Source organism: Pseudomonas sp. LB3P31, assembly GCF_054897945.1.
On the sequence record NZ_CM142710.1, the window covers coordinates 2,047,141 to 2,068,146 of the forward strand.

At 60.4% G+C, this 21,006-nt stretch carries 18 protein-coding genes; 10 read left to right on the top strand and 8 right to left on the bottom strand.

Annotated elements, in window-relative coordinates; translation table 11 throughout:
• The first annotated feature begins 117 nt into the window (after positions 1–117).
• The 5 genes from ACYZTK_RS09335 to ACYZTK_RS09355 all read left to right on the top strand — a co-directional run bounded on the left by ACYZTK_RS09335 (position 118) and on the right by ACYZTK_RS09355 (position 5,119).
• Positions 118–1,245, top strand: coding sequence for a branched-chain amino acid ABC transporter substrate-binding protein (locus tag ACYZTK_RS09335; protein WP_462014172.1), 1,128 nt, complete (start codon positions 118–120; stop codon positions 1,243–1,245).
• A 232-nt stretch (positions 1,246–1,477) separates the two neighbouring features.
• Complete coding sequence (gene livH, locus ACYZTK_RS09340; protein WP_462014173.1) at positions 1,478–2,401, top strand: high-affinity branched-chain amino acid ABC transporter permease LivH; 924 nt, start codon at positions 1,478–1,480, stop codon at positions 2,399–2,401.
• Entirely contained in the window at positions 2,398–3,654 is a 1,257-nt protein-coding gene (locus ACYZTK_RS09345; protein WP_462014174.1) for a high-affinity branched-chain amino acid ABC transporter permease LivM, read from the top strand. The genes livH and ACYZTK_RS09345 overlap by 4 nt, the downstream gene beginning before the upstream one ends.
• Entirely contained in the window at positions 3,651–4,418 is a 768-nt protein-coding gene (gene livG, locus ACYZTK_RS09350; protein WP_462014175.1) for a high-affinity branched-chain amino acid ABC transporter ATP-binding protein LivG, read from the top strand. Before ACYZTK_RS09345 ends, livG begins: the two co-directional genes overlap by 4 nt.
• The gene (locus tag ACYZTK_RS09355) at positions 4,418–5,119 is read left to right on the top strand and encodes an ABC transporter ATP-binding protein (protein WP_122837748.1); all 702 of its coding nucleotides are present in this window, start codon (positions 4,418–4,420) and stop codon (positions 5,117–5,119) included. The genes livG and ACYZTK_RS09355 overlap by 1 nt, the downstream gene beginning before the upstream one ends.
• Positions 5,120–5,279: 160 nt before the next feature.
• Here the strand turns inward: ACYZTK_RS09355 and ACYZTK_RS09360 are convergent, their stop codons facing one another.
• Positions 5,280–6,188 (bottom strand): LysR family transcriptional regulator, encoded by a 909-nt coding sequence (locus ACYZTK_RS09360; RefSeq protein WP_462014176.1) that lies wholly within the window; start codon positions 6,186–6,188, stop codon positions 5,280–5,282.
• 105 nt (positions 6,189–6,293) lie between these two features.
• On the opposite strand from ACYZTK_RS09360, the gene ACYZTK_RS09365 reads away from it, so the two are divergent.
• From ACYZTK_RS09365 to ACYZTK_RS09375, 3 genes are all read left to right on the top strand, one after another.
• Positions 6,294–6,893 carry a short chain dehydrogenase gene (locus ACYZTK_RS09365; RefSeq protein WP_462014177.1) on the top strand — a complete coding sequence of 200 codons (600 nt, stop codon included), beginning with the start codon at positions 6,294–6,296 and terminating at the stop codon, positions 6,891–6,893.
• Positions 6,894–7,234: 341 nt separating this feature from the next.
• The gene (locus tag ACYZTK_RS09370; RefSeq protein WP_462014178.1) at positions 7,235–7,888 is read left to right on the top strand and encodes a COG3650 family protein; all 654 of its coding nucleotides are present in this window, start codon (positions 7,235–7,237) and stop codon (positions 7,886–7,888) included.
• Positions 7,889–7,988: 100 nt separating this feature from the next.
• A complete protein-coding gene (locus ACYZTK_RS09375) occupies positions 7,989–9,602 on the top strand; it encodes an NAD(P)/FAD-dependent oxidoreductase (protein ID WP_462014179.1) in 1,614 nt (537 codons plus the stop codon).
• Between the two features lie 144 nt (positions 9,603–9,746).
• Here ACYZTK_RS09375 and ACYZTK_RS09380 read toward each other — a convergent pair whose 3' ends face one another.
• Positions 9,747–10,841 carry a PLP-dependent cysteine synthase family protein gene (locus tag ACYZTK_RS09380; RefSeq protein WP_462014180.1) on the bottom strand — a complete coding sequence of 365 codons (1,095 nt, stop codon included), beginning with the start codon at positions 10,839–10,841 and terminating at the stop codon, positions 9,747–9,749.
• A gap of 249 nt (positions 10,842–11,090) precedes the next feature.
• Here ACYZTK_RS09380 and nhaA point away from each other — a divergent pair, with 249 nt between their 5' ends.
• Entirely contained in the window at positions 11,091–12,281 is a 1,191-nt protein-coding gene (gene nhaA, locus ACYZTK_RS09385) for a Na+/H+ antiporter NhaA (RefSeq protein ID WP_462014181.1), read from the top strand.
• Positions 12,282–12,351: 70 nt separating this feature from the next.
• Here the strand turns inward: nhaA and ACYZTK_RS09390 are convergent, their stop codons facing one another.
• On the bottom strand, positions 12,352–12,816 hold the full coding sequence (locus ACYZTK_RS09390; protein ID WP_020798113.1) for an outer membrane lipoprotein: 465 nt from the start codon (positions 12,814–12,816) through the stop codon (positions 12,352–12,354).
• Positions 12,817–12,983: 167 nt separating this feature from the next.
• Here ACYZTK_RS09390 and ACYZTK_RS09395 point away from each other — a divergent pair, with 167 nt between their 5' ends.
• Positions 12,984–13,220, top strand: a complete 237-nt coding sequence (locus tag ACYZTK_RS09395) for a hypothetical protein (RefSeq protein ID WP_462014182.1) — start codon at positions 12,984–12,986, stop codon at positions 13,218–13,220.
• 5 nt (positions 13,221–13,225) lie between these two features.
• Here the strand turns inward: ACYZTK_RS09395 and pdxH are convergent, their stop codons facing one another.
• The 5 genes from pdxH to dinG form a co-directional block, all read right to left on the bottom strand.
• Positions 13,226–13,873, bottom strand: coding sequence for a pyridoxamine 5'-phosphate oxidase (gene pdxH, locus ACYZTK_RS09400; RefSeq protein ID WP_462014183.1), 648 nt, complete (start codon positions 13,871–13,873; stop codon positions 13,226–13,228).
• 24 nt (positions 13,874–13,897) lie between these two features.
• Positions 13,898–14,998: an OmpA family protein gene (locus ACYZTK_RS09405; protein WP_462014184.1), complete on the bottom strand. Its 1,101-nt coding sequence runs from the start codon at positions 14,996–14,998 to the stop codon at positions 13,898–13,900.
• Between the two features lie 113 nt (positions 14,999–15,111).
• Entirely contained in the window at positions 15,112–16,257 is a 1,146-nt protein-coding gene (locus tag ACYZTK_RS09410; protein ID WP_462014185.1) for a serine hydrolase domain-containing protein, read from the bottom strand.
• A gap of 90 nt (positions 16,258–16,347) precedes the next feature.
• Positions 16,348–18,711 (bottom strand): beta-agarase, encoded by a 2,364-nt coding sequence (locus ACYZTK_RS09415; protein WP_462014186.1) that lies wholly within the window; start codon positions 18,709–18,711, stop codon positions 16,348–16,350.
• Between the two features lie 96 nt (positions 18,712–18,807).
• Positions 18,808–20,952, bottom strand: coding sequence for an ATP-dependent DNA helicase DinG (gene dinG / locus ACYZTK_RS09420; protein WP_462014187.1), 2,145 nt, complete (start codon positions 20,950–20,952; stop codon positions 18,808–18,810).
• Between the last annotated feature and the right edge of the window lie 54 nt (positions 20,953–21,006).

Below are 21,006 nucleotides of genomic sequence, written 5' to 3' on the forward strand. Positions count from 1 at the left end.
TACACTGTACCGGTACAGTTGCCGGGGCATCTTCCGGAGGATATCGAAGATATCTGACCCGGTTCTGCTGCTACGGCGCCAGGACTATAAAAACTACAACAGTAAGAGTGGAGCACTATGACTAAGGCTACTAAGCAGATTTCCAAACTGTTTGCCGCTATGGTTCTGGCCGGGGTTGCCAGCCATTCGTTCGCAGCTGACACCATCAAGATCGGCATTGCCGGCCCTAAGACCGGCCCTGTAGCCCAGTACGGCGACATGCAGTTCAGTGGCGCCAAGATGGCCATCGAGCAAATCAACGCCAAGGGCGGTGTAAACGGCAAGAAGCTCGAAGCCGTTGAATACGATGACGCCTGTGATCCGAAACAAGCGGTAGCGGTCGCAAACAAGGTCGTCAACGACGGCGTCAAGTTCGTGGTCGGTCACCTGTGCTCCAGCTCCACCCAACCGGCTTCGGACATCTACGAAGACGAAGGCGTGATCATGATCACCCCAGCTGCCACCAGCCCGGACATCACTTCCCGTGGTTACAAAATGGTGTTTCGCACCATCGGTCTGGACAGCGCCCAGGGCCCTGCGGCCGGCAACTACATTGCCGATCACGTGAAGCCGAAAATCGTTGCGGTCCTGCACGACAAACAGCAATACGGTGAAGGCATCGCCACCGCCGTGAAGAAAACCCTGGAAGGCAAAGGCGTCAAGGTTGCCGTGTTCGAAGGCATCAATGCCGGCGACAAGGATTTCTCCTCGATGATCGCCAAGCTCAAGCAAGCCAACGTCGACTTCGTCTACTACGGCGGCTACCACCCGGAGCTGGGTCTGATCCTGCGTCAAGCACAGGAAAAAGGCCTGAAAGCCAAGTTCATGGGTCCGGAAGGCGTGGGTAACGACTCGATCTCGCAGATTGCCAAGGACGCTTCCGAAGGCCTGCTGGTAACCCTGCCGAAATCCTTCGATCAGGATCCTGCCAACATTGCCCTGGCCGACGCGTTCAAGGCGAAGAAAGAAGATCCGAGCGGTCCGTTCGTGTTCCCTTCCTACTCCGCTGTTGAAGTCATCGCCGGTGGCATCACTGCCGCCAAGAGCGAAGACCCTGCGAAAGTGGCTGAAGCCATTCACGCAGGTACTTTCAAAACCCCGACTGGCGACCTGAGCTTCGACGCCAAGGGCGACCTGAAAGACTTCAAATTCGTGGTTTACGAGTGGCACTTCGGCAAGCCTAAAACTGAAGCTTCGCCTCAGTAAGGCGTTGCCTGGTTGACTGCCCACAAAGCCCACGGCGTGCCGTGGGCTTTGTTTTACGAATGTACTGGGCCGCGCTTGCGTGATCCGCAAGTCTCCCCACCTGAAAATCTCAAAACCGTCATCAGCGGTTCGCTGGCAAACCCCGATTTCGAAGTGGATGCAGATCCACGGGCCTCGGGCGGGAAAATGACTCCACCAGTGAAATGCGTATCAGGTTTTTAGGAGCGCTGTAATGCCTGACATCTATCACTTTTTCCAACAGCTGGTTAACGGCCTGACCGTTGGCAGCACGTATGCCCTGATCGCCATCGGCTATACGATGGTTTACGGCATCATTGGAATGATCAACTTCGCCCACGGCGAGGTGTACATGATTGGTTCCTATGTGGCGTTCATCGCCATCGCGGGCCTGGCCATGATGGGACTCGACAGTGTCCCGCTCCTGATGACCGCGGGTTTCATCGCGAGCATCGTCGTCTGCAGTGCCTACGGCTACAGCATCGAACGGATTGCCTACCGACCCTTGCGTGGCAGCAATCGTCTGATTCCGCTGATTTCGGCCATCGGCATGTCGATCTTCCTGCAGAACACCGTTCTGCTGGCGCAAGACTCCAAGGACAAATCCATCCCCAACCTGATCCCCGGGAATCTCTCCTTCGGGCCAGGTGGCGCACATGAAGTGCTGATTTCCTACATGCAGATCGTCGTGTTCGTGGTGACCCTGGTTGCCATGTTCGGCCTGACGATGTTCATCTCCCGTTCCCGACTGGGTCGCGCCTGCCGCGCCTGCGCCGAAGACATCAAGATGGCCAACCTGCTGGGCATCAACACCAACAACATCATCGCCCTGACCTTCGTCATCGGTGCGGCACTGGCGGCTATCGCTGCAGTGTTGCTGAGCATGCAGTACGGCGTGATCAACCCGAACGCCGGTTTCCTCGTCGGCCTCAAGGCCTTCACCGCTGCGGTTCTGGGCGGCATCGGCAGCATCCCCGGCGCCATGCTCGGCGGGCTGGTGCTTGGGGTGGCGGAAGCCTTTGGTGCCGATATCTTCGGCGACCAGTACAAGGACGTCGTGGCTTTCGGCTTGTTGGTTCTGGTTCTGTTGTTCCGGCCGACCGGCATCCTGGGCCGTCCGGAGGTTGAGAAGGTATGACTAAGAATCTCAAGCAAGCGCTCTTCAGCGCGCTACTGGTCTGGGCGGTTGCCTATCCAGTACTGGGTCTGAAACTGACCATCGTCGGCATCAACCTGGAAGTTCACGGCACCAGCAACATGACCCTGGCGATCATCGCGATCTGCTCGGTGCTGATGTTCCTGCGAGTGCTGTTCAACGACACCATCAGCAAGGCCTGGAAATCCTCGCCGTCCATGCCGTTGATTCCGGCCAAAGCCAGCAACTTCCTGACACTGCCGACCACTCAGCGCTGGATCATCATCGCGTTGATCATCGGTGCCCTGGTATGGCCGTTCTTTGGCTCCCGCGGCGCGGTGGACATCGCGACCCTGATCCTGATCTACGTGATGCTGGGCCTGGGCCTCAATATCGTGGTCGGACTCGCGGGCCTGCTCGACCTCGGTTACGTCGGCTTCTATGCCGTCGGCGCCTACAGCTATGCGCTGTTGTCGCACTACCTGGGCTGGAGTTTCTGGGTCTGCCTGCCGGTCGCCGGCCTGATGGCAGCCACCTTCGGCTTCCTGCTCGGCTTCCCGGTACTGCGCTTACGGGGTGATTACCTGGCGATCGTGACCCTGGGCTTCGGTGAAATCATCCGGCTGTTCCTGCGTAACCTCACCGACATCACGGGTGGCCCGAACGGCATCAGCAACATCGAGAAGCCAACGTTCTTCGGCCTGACCTTCGAACGTAAAGCCGCCGAGGGCATGCAGACGTTCCATGAGTACTTTGGGCTGCAATACAACTCGATCAACAAGGTGATTTTCCTTTACCTGGTTGCGCTGTTGCTGGCCCTGGCTGCTTTGTTCGTCATCAACCGCCTGCTGCGCATGCCAATCGGCCGCGCGTGGGAAGCCTTGCGTGAAGACGAAATCGCCTGCCGTGCACTCGGTCTCAACCCGACAGTGATCAAGCTTTCGGCATTTACCCTCGGCGCCAGCTTCGCCGGTTTTGCCGGCAGCTTCTTTGCTGCCCGCCAAGGCCTGGTGACACCGGAGTCCTTCACCTTCATCGAGTCGGCGATCATTCTCGCCATCGTCGTGTTGGGTGGCATGGGCTCGCAACTGGGCGTGATCCTCGCGGCCGTGGTGATGATCCTGCTGCCGGAAATGATGCGTGAGTTCAGTGAGTACCGCATGTTGATGTTCGGTGCCTTGATGGTGCTGATGATGATCTGGCGTCCCCAGGGTCTGCTGCCCATGCAACGTCCACACATGGAGCTGCGCAAATGAGCCGCGAGATCCTGAAAGTCGAAAATCTGAGCATGCGCTTTGGCGGCTTGCTGGCAGTCAACGGCGTGGCCCTGACCGTCAAGGAAAAACAGGTAGTTGCCTTGATCGGCCCTAACGGCGCCGGCAAGACCACGGTGTTCAACTGCCTGACCGGCTTCTACAAGCCGAGCGGTGGCAGCATCCTGCTCGACGGTCAGGCCATCGAAGGCCTGGCCGGCCACGAGATCGCCCGCAAGGGCGTGGTGCGAACCTTCCAGAACGTGCGGCTGTTCAAGGACATGACGGCGGTGGAAAACCTCTTGATCGCCCAGCACCGTCACCTGAACACCAACTTCCTGTCTGGCCTGTTCAAGACCCCGGCGTTCCGCAAAAGCGAACGCGAGGCCATGGAATTTGCCGAATACTGGCTGGACAAGGTCAACCTCCGGGAGTTCGCCAATCGTACCGCCGGCACCCTGGCCTACGGTCAGCAACGACGCCTGGAAATCGCTCGCTGCATGATGACCCGTCCGCGGATCCTCATGCTCGACGAACCGGCCGCCGGCCTGAACCCGAAGGAAACCGAAGACCTCAAGGCGCTGATTGGCGTGTTGCGTGAGGAGCACAACGTGACCGTGCTGTTGATCGAACACGACATGAAGCTGGTGATGAGTATTTCCGACCATATCGTCGTCATCAACCAGGGCACTCCCCTGGCTGACGGCACGCCGGAACAGATCCGCGACAATCCTGAAGTGATCAAAGCCTACCTGGGGGAAGCGTAATGCTGCAGTTCGAAAACGTTTCCACCTTCTATGGCAAGATCCAGGCCCTGCACGGCGTCAACGTGGAAATCCGCCAGGGCGAAATCGTCACCCTGATCGGGGCCAACGGTGCCGGCAAGTCCACCTTGCTGATGACTCTGTGCGGGTCGCCACAAGCCCACAGCGGCAGTATTCGCTACATGGGCGAGGAACTGGTCGGCCAGACTTCGGCGCAGATCATGCGCAAGAGCATTGCCGTGGTCCCGGAAGGTCGTCGGGTGTTTGCCCGGCTGACCGTTGAAGAAAACCTCGCGATGGGCGGGTTCTTCACCGACAAGGGCGATTATCAGGAACAGATGGACAAGGTCCTCGGCCTTTTCCCTCGTCTGAAAGAGCGCTTTAGCCAACGCGGCGGCACCATGTCCGGCGGTGAACAGCAAATGCTCGCCATCGGCCGTGCGCTGATGAGCAAGCCCAAGCTGCTGCTGCTCGATGAGCCGTCGCTGGGCCTGGCACCGATCATCATCCAGCAGATCTTCGACATCATCGAACAGCTGCGCAAGGATGGCGTGACGGTGTTTCTGGTGGAGCAGAACGCCAACCAGGCGCTGAAAATCGCTGACCGCGCGTACGTTCTGGAGAACGGCCGGGTGGTGATGCAGGGTACCGGTGAAGCGCTGCTGACTGATCCGAAGGTGCGCGAGGCGTACCTCGGCGGTTAAACAACAAACGCACTAGAGCCAGGCACAATACCCTGTAGGAGCTGCCGAAGGCTGCGATCTTTTGACCTTGATTTTGATGTTTCGATACCGCTGAAAGTCAAAAACCAGATCAAAAGATCGCAGCCTTCGGCAGCTCCTACGGGGGTTGTTGGGCGATGCCTTAAAGGCGATCCAGCGCCTCACCACTGCGCTTGAACCACCCCATCAGATAATCCGCCAGCACCTGCGTGCGTTTGGGCAAACCACCCTGATACGGATGCACCAGATACATCGGCATCCTGCGAGTCTGATAATCACGCAATAGCCAGCGCAAACGCCCGTCTGCCAATTCCGTTTGCAGCAGGTAGGACGGCAACCGCGCAATTCCCGCTCCCGCCAGTGCCGCTTTTTTCAGCAGACTGTAATGATTGCTGGCGAACGGCCCCATCACGCGCACCCGCAACAATTCATGCTGCTGGTGATACAGCCATTCCTCGCGGCCGCTGTAGTGACTGTTGAGCAGGCAGCGGTGCTCCACGAGCGCCTGCGGCGTCGGCGGCTCGCCGTATTGTTCAAGGTAGGCCGGGCTGGCACAGGTCATTTCGTGCCAGGCCAACAAGGGGCGGGCCACCAGTCGCTCGTCGTTGCCGACTTCGGAGCGAACCGCCAGGTCAAAACCGTCCCGGGACAAGTCGCGGTAGTTGTTGCTCAGGTCGAGCTCAATCTGCACCTCGGGGTACTGCTGGGAGAACTCCAGCAACAGACCATCGAAGAAGGTTTCTCCCAGCGACACGGGCACGGTCATGCGCACCGGGCCGGCCATGTCGTCCTTCAAGCGCGCCAGGGCCTGCCGTGCCCTTTCGACTTGCACCACCAGCGCCTGGGCTTGCGGCAACAGCGCCGCGCCCGCTGCAGTAAGACTCAAACGGCGGGTGGTGCGCTGCAGCAGGACTACCGAAAAACGCGATTCCAGCAGACTGATGCGCTTGGACAATTGTCCCTTGCTGCACCCCAGTTGCTGCGCCGCCAGGGTAAAACTTCCCGCCTCGATCAATACCGCGAACGCCGCGAGGTCATCCATCTCGCTCATTGATTGTTTCCATTTGAAAACCAAAGGTTGCCTATTAGCACGCTTATCAACAGAAAAAACCAGCCCTAGACTGGAGCCTCGTTTAAACCATATGAGGAACAGGGCATGAAAATTCTGTTGATTGGCGCAGGCGGCACTATTGGTTCAGCGGTCGACGAGGAGTTGTCGCAACGCCACGAGGTCATTCGCATCGGGCGTAATAGCGGTGACTTCAAGGTGGATATCAGCGACAGCGCCTCGATTCGCAAGCTGTTCGAACAGACCGGAAAGTTCGACGCCCTGGTCTGCGCCGCTGGTAACGTGACCTTTGCGCCGCTGAGTGAGATGTCCGAGGACAGTTTTGCACTGGGATTGAAGGACAAACTGATGGGCCAGGTCAATCTGCTGCTGATCGGCCGGGAGTTTGCCAATGACGGTGCCTCGTTCACCTTCACCACCGGCGTACTCAGCCACGACCCGATTCGCAGCGGCGCTTCGGCGGCTCTGGTCAATGGTGCGCTGGACAGCTTCGTGCGCGCTGCGGCCATTGAGCTGCCTCGTGGTCTGCGCGTTAACTCGATCAGCCCGACGGTGCTGCTTGAGGCAATGGGCAGCTATGCGCCGTACTTCCGTGGGTACAAACCGGTTCCGGCAGCTGATGTTGCTTTGGCCTACGCCAAAAGCGTGGAAGGCTTGCAGACGGGTCAGACTTTTCACGTGGGCTGAGCCTGCGGCGATCTGAGAAACTGTGGTGGCCAAGACTGTGGGAGCAAGGCTTGCCCGCGATGGGGCCCTTAAGACCGCCATCTCGAGCAAGCTTTGCTCCCACAGCTGAGGCTCTTTGGGCTGCAGGTGCAGTCCCCATACTGTGGGAGCAAGGCTTGCCCGCGATGGGGCCCTTGAGACCGCTATCGCGAGCAAGCTTTGCTCCCACAGCTGAGGCTCTTTGGGCTGCAGGTGCAGTCCCCATACTGTGGGAGCAAGGCTCAGGCAATGGGCTCAATCATCGGGGTTGTGATGAGCGGTCAGGCTGCGTAACGTGGCGGCACTTGTCTGGAGAACCAAAGATGCGTGTTGCTCGTTCCCTCGTCCTCGTTGCCCTGCTTCCGTTGTTCGCCGCCTGCCAGTTGTTTGATGGCCCGCGGCAAAGCGCCTCCCATGTGGGCCAGACCCGCATGCAGGGGCAGTTGACAGCGGCGGACGGCAAACTGGTGTTCCAACCGTGCAATGACTCGCGCAGTTTTGTGGTCAACGACAGCGGCGGTACCAGTGTCCTGCAGGAGGCCGCAACCCTGGCCGATCACCAGGGCAAGTTGTTCGCTGACGTGCGCGGGCGCATCGACGGCAGCCGTCTCGACCTGGAGCAACTGTACCGAGTCGAACGTTCGGGCACTGCGTGCGCTGATCCGAACTTCAAACTGCTGATCCTGCGCGCTGCCGGCCATGCGCCAGAGTGGAACGTCAAGGTCAGCGGCAAGGGCATGGTCATCGACCGCGCCGGCCAGCCTCCCCTGGCCCTGCCCTACGTCGAGGAACAGCTGGGCGATGGACGGTTCAACCTGAGTACCGAAGCCAACGACCAACACATCGAGCTGTGGGTCGCGCCGCAACGTTGCGTTGACGCCACCACCGGTGCCGTCCAGCACATGAGTGCCGAACTGCGCATCAATGGCCAGGTCCAGCGTGGCTGCGGGTATTTCGGCGGGGCGCGTGACGACTGATCGTTTTAGCCTCACGGATTCCGCGCTTTGGGGCTTATAATCTCCGGTTTGTGCTATTCCGCCCTGGCGCAGTCAAGCGCCCCGCGAACCGGATCCCGTCATGTTACGAATCACTGAACTCAAGCTGCCGATCGACCATCCCGAAGAAGACCTGCGCCCTGCCATCGTGCAGCGCCTGGGCATTGCCAGCGATGATCTGCTCGATTTCACTTTGTTCAAGCGCAGCTACGATGCGCGTAAAAAGTCCTCCGAGCTGTGCTTCATCTACACCATCGACCTCAACGTGCGCGATGAAGCGGTGGTGCTGAGCACGTTCGTCGATGACCGTAACGTCAACGTGGCGCCGGATGTCAGCTACAAGGTGGTCGGCCAGGCGCCGGCCGATCTGCAGCAGCGCCCGGTGGTCGTCGGCTTCGGTCCGTGCGGGATTTTCGCCGGCCTGCTACTCGCGCAGATGGGCTTCAAGCCGATCATCCTTGAGCGCGGTACTGAAGTTCGCCAGCGCACCAAGGACACCTGGGGCCTGTGGCGCAAAAACGTGTTGAACCCAGAGTCCAACGTACAGTTTGGTGAAGGCGGCGCCGGGACGTTCTCCGACGGCAAGCTCTACAGCCAGATCAAGGACCCGAAATTCATCGGTCGCAAAGTCCTGCACGAGTTCGTCAAGGCCGGCGCACCGGAAGAAATCCTCTACGTCAGCAAACCGCACATCGGCACCTTCCGGCTGACCGGTGTGGTGGAAAACATGCGTGAGCAGATTCGCGCCATGGGCGGTGAAGTACGCTTCCAGCAGCGCGTCACCGACGTGCTGATCGAAGACGGGCAACTGGTCGGCGTCGAGCTGAATGGCGGCGAGCAGATTCATTCGAAACATGTGATCCTGGCCCTCGGCCACAGCGCCCGCGATACCTTCCGCATGCTGCACGGTCGTGGCGTATTCATGGAAGCCAAGCCGTTCTCGGTAGGCTTTCGCATCGAACACCCGCAGTCGCTGATCGACCGCGCGCGCCTGGGCAAATATGCCGGCCACCCGAAACTCGGCGCCGCCGACTACAAACTGGTGCACCACGCCAAGAACGGCCGTTCGGTCTACAGCTTCTGCATGTGCCCGGGCGGCACCGTAGTGGCCGCGACGTCCGAACCGGGCCGGGTAGTGACCAACGGCATGAGCCAATATTCGCGCAACGAACGCAACGCCAACTCTGGCATCGTCGTGGGCATTACCCCGGAAGTCGACTATCCGGGCGGCCCGCTGGCCGGTATCGAGTTGCAGGAGCGCCTGGAATCCCACGCCTTCGTGCTGGGTGGCAGTAACTATGAAGCCCCGGCGCAACTGGTCGGAGACTTCATTGCCGGCAAGCCGTCCACCGAGTTGGGGAGCGTCGAGCCGTCCTACAAGCCGGGAGTTGCCCTGGGAGACCTGGCCCTGGCCCTGCCGGCATTTGCCATCGAAGCGATTCGTGAAGCGCTGCCTGCATTTGAAAAGCAGATCCGCGGTTACTCGTTGCATGACGCGGTATTGACCGGGATCGAGACCCGCACTTCGTCGCCGCTGCGGATTACCCGCAACGAGTCGATGCAAAGCCTGAACGTAAAGGGCCTGTTCCCGGCGGGTGAAGGCGCGGGTTATGCGGGCGGGATTCTGTCGGCCGGTGTGGACGGGATTCGGATTGCGGAGGCTGTGGCTCGGGATATTCTTGGTCTGGAAGCTTGATGCAAAGTCTTCAAAACTCCACACCTCCACTGTAGGAGTGAGCCTGCTCGCGATAGCGGATTAACATTCAACAGAAATATTGAATGATCTGAGGCTATCGCGAGCAGGCTCACTCCTACAGGGGCTCTTCAATGCCGCAGAGATTTAGATATTGGCGCGCAGTACACTCGCCGGCAACGCCTCACCACGCTCCGCACTCGCCGCCACCGCATCGATCAAGCCACTCAACTCATACCCTTGCGCCTTGAGCCACCCCTGATCGTAATAGGTGTCCGCATAGCGCTCACCCCCATCGCACAAAATCGCCACAATCGACCCCGACTCCCCCGCTGCCGCCATCTGCTGCGCGGCCATCAAGGCGCCAATCAGGTTGGTTCCGCTCGACCCGCCGACATGCCGTCCCAAACGCCCGGCCAGATAATGCATGGCCGCCAGTGACAACGCGTCCGGCACCTTGACCATCGCATCGATCACCTTGGGCAGGAACGATGCCTCTACCCGTGGCCGGCCAATGCCCTCGATACGCGAACCATGGTCCAGGCGCAGGCTGGCGTCGCCGGTCTGGTAAAAATCGAAGAACACCGAACGCTCGGCATCGGCGCACAGCACGCGGGTGCAGTGCTGGCGATAACGCACGTAACGCCCCAGCGTGGCCGTGGTACCGCCTGTGCCAGGGCTGGAAATCAACCAACTCGGCTCCGGATGCTTTTCAAAGCGCATCTGGTGGAAGATCGATTCGGCGATGTTGTTGTTGGCGCGCCAGTCGGTCGCGCGTTCGGCATAGGTAAACTGGTCGATGAAGTGACCATCATGCTCCCGGGCCAGACGCTCGGATTCGGCGTAGATCTGCGTCGGATCGTCCACCAGATGACTTTGGCCGACGTAGAAGGCGATCTGCGCGATCTTCTCCCTGGACGTGGTCGCCGGCATCACCGCAATAAATGGCAGGCCGAGCATGCGCGCAAAGTAAGCCTCGGAAATCGCAGTCGAACCGCTGGACGCCTCGATCACCGGCGCACCCGGTTTAAGCCAGCCGTTACACAACGCATAGAGGAACAACGAGCGCGCCAGGCGATGCTTGAGACTGCCCGTGGGGTGGCTGGACTCATCCTTGAAATACAGCTCGATGCCGGGAAATCCTGGCAACGGCAAGGGGATCAGGTGAGTGTCGGCGCTGCGCTGAAAATCCGCTTCAATGATCCGGATGGCTTCACGGGCCCACTGTCGATTGTCGCTCATGGTGATTTTCTCGTCGAATTGGGCATCAGTTGGCATTTTTCAACGCCCAGCAGACAAGCTTAGGAAAAAACCTACATCGCGCACAGATACAGCTGAGGTTCAATACGGTTGGCAACTGCTAGGCTCACCGTCGAGTCGAGTGCCTGAGCTGTAACGGCATATAACAAAAAAGAATATAACTTTTGTTTTAACAACTAACGGTACGGGTTAGGGTGTGCCACCTTTCGAACCCGTCAATGGAGAGTGCCCTTGCCTCTGCGTAGCACATTCACGCGCTTCTTCCAGCTGGAAGCTGCCAGCGGTCTGTTACTGATCGCCGCCGCAGCCCTGGCCTTGATCATCAACAACTCCCCGCTGTCGTGGCTGTACACCAGCTTCCTCGATACCCCGGTGGTGGCGCAGATCGGCGCGCTGCAAATCGCCAAGCCGGCGCTGCTGTGGATCAACGACGGCCTGATGGCGCTGTTCTTCCTGCTGATCGGCCTGGAAGTGAAGCGCGAGGTCCTCGACGGCCAGCTGTCGAAACCTTCCCAGGTGGTCCTGCCCGGTGCCGCGGCGATTGGCGGCATGGTCATCCCGGCGCTGGTCTACTGGTTTTTTAACCGGGACAACGGCGCAGCCCTTGATGGCTGGGCCATTCCGATGGCGACTGACATTGCCTTCGCCCTCGGTGTGCTGGCCTTGCTGGGCAAACGGGTGCCGGTGTCGCTGAAATTGTTCCTGATGACCCTGGCGATCATCGATGACCTGGGCGCGATCATCGTCATCGCGATCTTCTACTCCGGTACCTTGTCGACCCTGTCCCTGGCACTGGCTGGGGCCTGCATCGTGGCACTCATTGCGATGAACCGGCTCGGGGTGGTCAAGCTCGGGCCGTACATGATCATCGGCCTGATCCTCTGGGTCTGCGTGCTGAAAAGCGGAGTCCACGCCACGCTGGCCGGTGTGACTCTCGCGTTCTGCATCCCGCTGCGCACCAAAAATGCCGAGCCTTCGCCACTGCTGACGCTCGAACATGCCCTGCATCCCTGGGTCGCCTACGGCATTCTGCCGCTGTTCGCCTTCGCCAACGCCGGCCTGTCCCTGAGCGGCGTGACCGTTGAAAGCTTTACCCATCACGTCCCGATGGGCATCGCGATCGGCCTGCTCCTGGGCAAGACCGTTGGCGTGTTCGGCCTGACCTGGCTGGCGGTCAAAATCGGCATCGCAGCCCTGCCTCAAGGCGCCAACTGGGGCCAGGTTCTCGGGGTAGCGATCCTGTGCGGCATCGGCTTCACCATGAGCCTGTTCGTTGGCTCACTGGCGTTTGAACCAGGTGTCAGCGAGTACGCGGGCATGGACCGCATGGGCATCCTGACCGGTTCGATCCTGGCTGCGTTGATTGGTTATGCGGTGACGGCGGCGGCGAGTCGCAAGGCCCCCGTTCCGGTCCGATCGTAAGATCCAACTGCCACAAATGAAAAACCCCGACCAGTCACCTGATCGGGGTTTTCTTTTTATCCGGTTACGCTTAGTGCGAAACGCGGCTCGTGCCATCCACGGTGGCGATGCGTACGCGCTCGCCGACACGGAACACTTCGTTTTCCTGAACCTGCTGCACGTAGGCGCGCATGCTGCCGTCGTCTTCGCGAACGGTGATTTCCACGCCCTGGGTGCGGGTCAGGCCTTCTTCGGTGGCCGAACCCAGCAAGCCGCCGGCGACTGCGCCGATGACCGCTGCAACGATACTGCCGCGACCGCCACCGATGGCGCTACCGCCTACACCACCGACCACAGCACCGGCGGCGCCGCCGATTGGGGTCTTGGTGCCTTCGATTTTCACCGGGCGCAGTGCTTCAATTGTGCCCATGCGAATCGTCTGCACGCGACGCGCTTCGTCACGGGAATAGGAGTCACCGGTCAGGCTCGATTGGCAGCCGGTGAGCAACATCGCCATCGTGGAAAAGGAAGCAACCAACAAAACAGACTTACGCATAGCATCAACTCCAAAGGACAGGTATTCATTAAACTCCGCAGCATGACGCCTGTCACGGCATCGCCCGGATAAAAGTGGTTTGATTCAGGGCATGTACAGGCGCCCTTTGAATTCACCACACAGTAGCGACAAATTACGAGATCTGCGCCACTGACCCAAGGATTTTCATGGATTACTTCATCATTGTCGTCACCACTGTCGCCGGTTTGTACTTCCACTGGTGGTTGTACGTGCGGATCAAACGCTGGATGGACCGGGATCTGGCGCTAGCCCTCGCTGAAGGTGACGAAGCGAAAAAAGCCTTCATGCTCCAACAACTGGCGAACGCCAAAGCGCAGAGGATCAAGCGTCGGGACCTGCCGCAGTGGCTCAAGGCCGCTGCAGCAAGCTATCCCGCTCGGTAGACTGCTCAGGGTGCCAGACGTTCAAGAATCCAGTTGGCGCCCTGCAGGCGGTAGTTGAGGCGATCGTGCAGACGGCTCGGACGGCCCTGCCAGAATTCGATGCGCTCAGGCAACAGACGGTAACCGCCCCAGTGTTCGGGGCAATGCGGCTGGGTATCGCTGAAACGTTGCTCAGTGTTCTTGAGCAGCGCTTCCAGTTCGGCGCGGTCGGCGATCACCCGGCTTTGCGGCGATGCCCAGGCACCGAGACGGCTGCCCAACGGCCGGACCTGATAGTAGGCGTCGGACTCTTGAGGGGAGACCTTCACCACTCGCCCTTCGATGCGCACCTGACGCTCCAGGGCTGGCCAGAAAAAGGTCATGGCAGCGAAGGGATTCGCTGCCAGGTGCTGACCCTTGGCACTCTCGTAATTGGTGAAAAACGTGAAGCCTTGCGCGTCCAGGCCCTTGAGCAGCAGGATCCGGCAATGCGGACGCCCGTCCGGGTCGACAGTAGCCAGGGTCATGGCATTGGCCTCCACCGGCACCTGTTCGGTTTTCACCGCCTCGGCAAACCACTGGTGAAACAGCCCGAACGGCTCGGCCGGGGCTTGCGCCTCGGTCAGGCCATCCCGGGTGTAGTCGCGACGCATATCAGCCAGGCCCTGGGTCATGGCGCATTCCTTTTGGTTAACGAATCACTTTTTTGCAGCGTCAGCAGCCGCGACGTTCTTGTCAGTGGCTGCGGCCTTGGCTTTCGCCGGCGCGGTCTTCTTCGCCGGAGTTTTGGCTGGAGCCTTTTTCGCCGGAGCTTTGACAGCGGCCTTTTTGGCCGGCGCTTTTTTCGCCGCTGGAACATCGGCTTTCTTCGCTGTAGGAACCGGGGCGACCGGCGCCACGGCCGGCTTGACGTCCTGGGCGGCGACCATGCGGATCGGCGCCGGGGCCGGCATATTGTACTTGCTCAACAAGGCAATCATGGTGTTCTGTGGGGTCACCAGCAGCTCCACGCGACGATTCAACGCGCGGCCCTCGATACTGTCGTTGGCAGCCCGTGGCGCTTCGCTACCCATGCCGCGCAGCATCAGGCGATCGCGCTGCAGCCCGCTGAGGCGGAAGATCGCCGCAACAGCTTGCGCACGCTCCTGGCTCAACTTGACGTTGGCTGGCGCAGCACCGGAAGTATCACTGTGACCCAGCACCAGCACTGCGGTTTTCGGGTCGATTTCGAGAATTTTAGCCACGCGGGTGAACGGGCCCAAGGTGACCGGCAAGAGCATGGCCGGACGGTCCGGGTTGAACGAGCCCTCTACCGGCGCGATAACTACCAGCACGTTTTCACGGCGCTCAAGTTGCAGGTTGCTGTCCTTGATCGCCGTGCGCAGGCGTGGTTCGTAGTCGTCGAGCCAGGCTTGAGTGACTTTCGGATCAGGCATCGGCACGGCCTTTGCGACAGGCTGCTCCTTGCCACCGAACGGCCACCACCATTTACTACCGGCGTCCGCATCAGCCTTGGCCACTTCGACGGGTTTGGCTTCAGGTTTTGCGTCAGGTTTTTTATCCAGAACTTCTTCCGAGCCGAACGGCCAGTACCACGGGTTGGCGCTTTCAGCCTTGGCCACCGGGGCAGTTGCCGCAGGCTTCAGAGGAGCCGGTGCCGGTGCCGGGTCTTTCGCCGCGACTTTGTCGGAGGAACCGAACGGCCACCAGCTGCCGCCATCGGCGTCATTTTGCGGAGTCTGTGCACAACCGGTAACAGCGAAGCACAGTGCCAAGGCGATGGTTTTATTGGATGACATTGGATATCCACAAAATGAAGTTGTAAAAAATCAGGCCCGTATGGCCCGCATAAACAGACGCTTTGAAACCGAAAAGGCCATCAGGTTCCGATATGGAAGGCTGATAGGCTGAATTACAGACAAGTGGCCAGTACTCGCACAAGGTTTTGTGCGCGTGGATCCATCAAGACGTACGGCCCCAGGGTATTTGTCACAAAACCGAAGGCAACATCGTGTTCCGGGTCAGCAAAACCGATGGAACCGCCGGCGCCGGGATGTCCGAACGCCCGAGGGCCAAGGCCATAGGTGGCGTTCGCAACGTCCGGTTGGTCGAGCATGCAGCCCAGACCGAACCGGGTCCGGGTCAATAAAGTCTTGTCGTCACCCACGCTGTGTTCGCGGGTCAGCTCGTCAAGCATCTCGCTTTCGAGCAGGCTGCCGTCCAGCAGGCCAGCGTAGAACCCGGCCAGGCTGCGCGCATTGCCATGGCCGTTGGCCGCCGGCTGCTGCATCCGGCGCCACTCGGGCTTGTTGGTGCTGGTGAGAACCGACGGCGGATTGGTGAAGGCGCGAGTGGTCATCGCGGCCGGTTCGCGCAGGGTCACTTGCAGCAGGCGCTGGGCCGCAGCATCGCCGACATTGCCCTTGCCGCGTGCGATATGCGCTACCCGATGGAATTCTTCATCGGCCAGGCCAACGTGGAAATCCAGTCCCAATGGCTTGGCGACCCGTGCCACGATCGACTCGCCAGGGCCACGACCGTCGGCACGCCGCAGCAATTCGCCAACCAGCCAGCCGTAGGTGATCGCGGCATAACCGTGACCGGTACCCGGTGTCCACCACGGTGCTTCGGCGGCCAGGGCATCGACCATGGCCTGCCAGTCGTACAGGGCTTCGGGAGCCAGCAGCTCGCGTAATGCCGGCAAGCCCGCCTGATGGCACAGCAGTTGGCGCAGGGTCACCGACTCCTTGCCCGCAGCAGCGAATTCGGGCCAGTAGCGGGCCACCGGGGCATCCAGTTGCAACTTGCCTTCGGCGACCAGTTGCAGCGCCGTGACCGCGGTGAAGGTCTTGGTGCAGGAAAACAGGTTGGCTATGGTGTCGCTGTGCCAGGCCTCGCTGCCGTCCTTGTCTGCGGTACCGGCCCACAGGTCGACGACGGTTTCGCCGCCGACCTGGATGCACAACGCTGCGCCACGTTCCTGGGAATCGTCGAACAACGCGGCGAATGCCTCGCGCACGGCTTCGAACTTGAGCTCGTAATGACCCTGAATCTGCACCCGCAACTCCCCGGATTAATGCTCTACAAAGTGGCCCGCATTGTTCCAGCCATTGACGGTTTTGGGAACAGGTGCGGGCTGGGCGGTCAGTTACTTCGCGCCCTTGCCAGCGTCACCTTTGCGTCCGCCTTCGGCATCGTGGCCGGCCTTGTCTGCTGCGACCTGAGCCTTCTCGGCCTCTTTGCCCAGTTGATCAACGGTGGTCAGGTTGCTTTTGCGCACACTGTCGACAAACCCCTGGAATGGCAGATCGGTAATCCCCACCAGACCAAAATGACCGTTCTCGCCATCCTGCAAGCGTCCGGTGACGGGCTGATCCAGATACTGGAACCAGTGCACCCCGACGATCGACGGCTCGCTCATTGCCTGCTTGAGAAAGTTCGCATAAGCCGGGCCACGGTCCTCTTCTTTCGCCAGTTGCGTCACGCCGCCCCAGAACGGGCCGCGATCAGCCGAGCCGAAGTTGAATTCGGTAATCAGCACCGGTTTGTCCAGCCCTCGCAGTTTCTCGAAGTCATAACCGTCCTGGGGTTGCAACGTGTACATGTTGAAACTCAACACATCGCAGAACTGGGCGCAGGATGCCACGGCCTCCGGCGTACTCACGGCAAACCGGCCGCCCAGTAACAGATGGTTGGGCGCGTGCCACTTCAGCGAATCGGAAATGGTCTTGAAATAGGTATCGGCAAACACTTTCTGGAAGTACTTGAAATCGGCTTCGATTTCCGGATATTCCGCACTCGGCAGCGGCGGCACGAAGCCTGGGTCTTCCATCAGCTCCCAGGCCGGCAGATCAATACCCCAGGCCTTGGACAGGCCGGCCTGGTTGCGATACTTGTCGCGCAATTGCTTGAGGAAAGCCCGCTTGGCCGGCACATCGGTGGTCATTTTCAAGGTGCCGTAAGCCAGCGCATAACGGGCTTGCGGATCGTCACCGGGGCCCGCCCAGGCCAGCTCGTTATCGGCGAAATAGCCAATCAGCCATGGATCGTCACGATGGTCGCGGGCAGCGATTGCCACGGCGCGTTCAGTAGCCATGGCAAAACGCGGATCGAATGGATCAGGCATGCCGCCCCACCAGTCGGTTCCCGTGCTGATGCTGGCGTAATCGCCGACGATCGACAGCGGCACGGTGTACGGCACGCGCTCGGCATCGCCGAGCATCGGCGCGCTCCAGTTACCAAGGGTGTTGAAGCCCCAGGCTTGCAAGCGATCCAGGGTATGAGCAGTCCAGCGCTTGTCGTCGAATACTTGCGGTGCGCAAGGTGCGACAGCAGGTTTTTCGGCGGTTTCAGCGTCGGCCTTGGCGGCATCGGCTACCTCGGCCTTGGTTTCGCTGGTAAAGACGCAGGGCTGGCCATAAAGGCGCTGCAAGTTGGCACCATAAAAATCGTACCAGCGCCCGGCGTTGTAGCCGCGCCCCTTGTCCGCGCCGTTGCCACCGCGGTTGTCGCCTTCGCCGTAATGGCTCGCCAGCGGCTCGTCGGGCTTGGGCAGGGATTCGAACATCCACTCGCGACCGGCAACATAAGTCTGATCGACATCCGGCGTGACAGTGTTGACGCCCAGGGAATAGAACGGATGCCCTTCAGGCGTTACCAGGTACCAACGGCCCTCGCGTTTCTCGGTGCGGAAGAAACCGCTGGCCTTGAATTGCGGCCCCTTGGTCCAGCCACCGAACTTGTCCAGGGAGGATTTCTCGCGCTCACCCAACCAGGTTTTCAGCTGTTGCTGTTCCTTGGTGGCGGCGCTTTTCATCTGCTCATCGCCAGTGACTTTTTCCGGCCATTTGGCACGTGTCGACTGGCCGTAGGCATCCACCAGGCCGCCATAAGCCGCTTGCACCACACCCTCGCCGTCCTGCACACCAAAGCGCTCGAGCAGAATGCTCTGGGCAACTTTCGGTTGCTCCATCGACAAAGTCACCGACACCACCTGGCTGCGATCCAGCTCACCGGCACTGCTGGCCAGCAGCACGCGCTGACCATCGACCGTGATCGGCATCGGCGGCCCGGCTTTCATGCCCAAGCCCAGTGGCGAACTCGGTTGCAGGGGCACCAGCAGAGTTTGCGCAGGCCCGGCCGGCAGGTCGACGCGGCTGACCAGGGTCTTGCCATCGTTGCTCTGGATTTTCACGTAGAGGGTCAGCGCCCAGCTCATCGCACTCTGGATGCGCAAGCTCATGACGCCCGACTGCGACCAGTCCCAGGCGCCGCTTTGCGGGGTCAGGCGCAACGTCGGTTGCGCAACCGGATTGAATGTTACACGGCGTAGCACTTCGCCTTCGGCCGTTTGCTCCGCATTGGACTGCGGCAGGCTGGCGTCCTGAGTGACCACCTGAACAACATCGGCGGGGCGCACGAAGTTGAACAGCGTCTGTTGGCCGGCGGGGGCCGCCAGCAAAGGAGCTGTAAACATCAGGGCAAAAAAGGCTGGCAACGAACGGCGAATCATAAGAACGTAGTTCTCCCTAACGACCTTCAATGGGCCAGTGGAAAAGCGATGGCAGAGAGATAGACAACGCGGCGGGCATAATTGCCCACCGGAGTCTCAGGAAATTTCACGCCGGAATGGCGGCAGCGCATTGAGAATCGCCTTGCCGTAACGCTGGGTCACCAGACGTCGATCGAGCAAGGTGATGGTGCCGCGATCTTCTTCGGTGCGCAGCAAGCGACCGCAGGCCTGCACCAGTTTTAGCGAGGCATCCGGCACCGAGATTTCCATGAAGGGATTGCCGCCACGGGCTTCGATCCACTCGGCGAGGGCTGCTTCCACCGGATCGTCGGGCACGGAGAACGGAATCTTCGCGATCACCACGTGCTCGCAATAGGCACCGGGCAAATCCACGCCCTCGGCAAAACTGGCGAGGCCGAACAGCACGCTCGAATCTCCGCCATCCACTCGCGCCTTGTGCTTGTTCAGGGTTTCCTGCTTGGACAGGTTGCCCTGGATAAACACTTGTTTACGCCAGTCGCGGTCAAGCCCGTCGAACACGTCCTGCATCTGTTTGCGCGAAGAGAACAGCACCAGGGTACCGCGTGAGCCTTCGACCAGTTGCGGCAGGTCGCGAATGATCGCCGCAGTGTGCGCCGGCGCGTCCCGTGGATCGGCTTTCAAATCCGGGACTCGCAACACACCGGCGTCGGCATGATGGAACGGGCTGGGCACCACGGCCGTCACGGCTTTTTTTGGCAAGCCGGCACGCATGCGAAAACGGTCGAAAGTGCCCAGTGCGGTCAGGGTCGCCGAAGTCACCAGGGCACCATAGGCCACGTTCCACAGGTTGCGCCGAAGCATTTCCGCCGCGAGGATCGGGCTGGCATTGACCTCGATGTCGAACAGCGAGCCGCTCTCGGCCAGGGTCAGCCAGCGCGCCATTGGCGGGTTGTCTTCCGGGTCCTCGACGGTGAACGCCGTCCACAATTCCCAGTTGCCCGTACAACGGGACAGGAGGCTGCCGAACAGCGGATACCACTCTTCGGCCTGGTTGCTGGCGATGCCGATGTTGACCTCGCCGTCCATGCCTTCTTTCAACAGTTCGGTGAGCCGGGTGAACACGTCGTTCAGTCGAGCAAAACCTTTCTTCAGTTCGATGCCCATTTCCCGCATGTGCTCGGGAATCACTCCGCCGACGAAGCGATGGCGTGGCCGTTCGCGGCCTTCGACGTCTTCGCCCGGCTTGAAATCGGCTACCTGCTCGCAGGCGGTGAACATGAACTGCTGCTGGGTCTTGATCTCCCGCGCCAGTTCCGGGACCTGTTCGATCAACTTGCCCAGATCACCTGGCAGCGGGTGCTGGGCGAGCAACTTGGTCAGGTTCTTCGCGGTGGTCTCCAGCCAGTCGGCCGTGGAGCGCAGGCGCGTGTAGTGGGCGAAATGGCCGATAGCCTTGTCAGGCAAATGGTGGCCTTCGTCGAACACATAAATGGTGTCGCGCGGGTCCGGCAGCACGGCGCCGCCGCCCAGGGCCAGGTCAGCCAGCACCATGTCGTGGTTGGTGACGATGACGTCGACCTTGCCCATGCCTTCGCGGGCCTTGTAGAAGGCGCACTGGCCGAAATTGGGGCAATGGCGGTTGGTGCACTGGCTGTGATCGGTGGTCAGGCGCGCCCAGTCGGCGTCTTCCAGGGCGGTGGACCAGCTGTCGCGGTCGCCGTCCCATTTATTGCCGGCGAGCTTTTCGATCATGCTGGTGAACAGCTTCTGACTGGCCTCGTCGACTTCGATCCTGAAGCCTTCTTCTTCGAACAACTGCGCCGTCGCGGTTTGCGCGTGGCCTTCCTGCAACAGCATGTCGAGCTTGGACAGGCACATGTAGCGCCCACGGCCCTTGGCCAGGGCGAAGGTGAAGTTCAGCCCGCTGTTGCGCATCAGGTCGGGCAGGTCCTTGTAGACGATCTGCTCCTGCAGGGCCACGGTCGCCGTGGCGATCACCAGGCGTTTGCCGGCGGCCTTCGCCGTCGGAATCGCCGCCATGCTGTAGGCCACGGTTTTACCGGTACCGGTGCCGGCTTCCACCGCGACAATCGCGGGGTCGCCACTGCGCCGGCCTTCGTCGTCGGTGTCGATATCCCCGAGGACTTTGGCAATTTCGGCGATCATCAGGCGCTGGCCGTAGCGTGGCTTGAGGCTCTTGGCCTCGAGAAAACGCGAGTAGGCGCCCTGGATCGTGGTTTTGAGTTCGGTGCTGATCATGGATTGTCGGGCGCAAAAAACGCTGGATAAATTTTCAGTGGTTCGGTTCGGCCG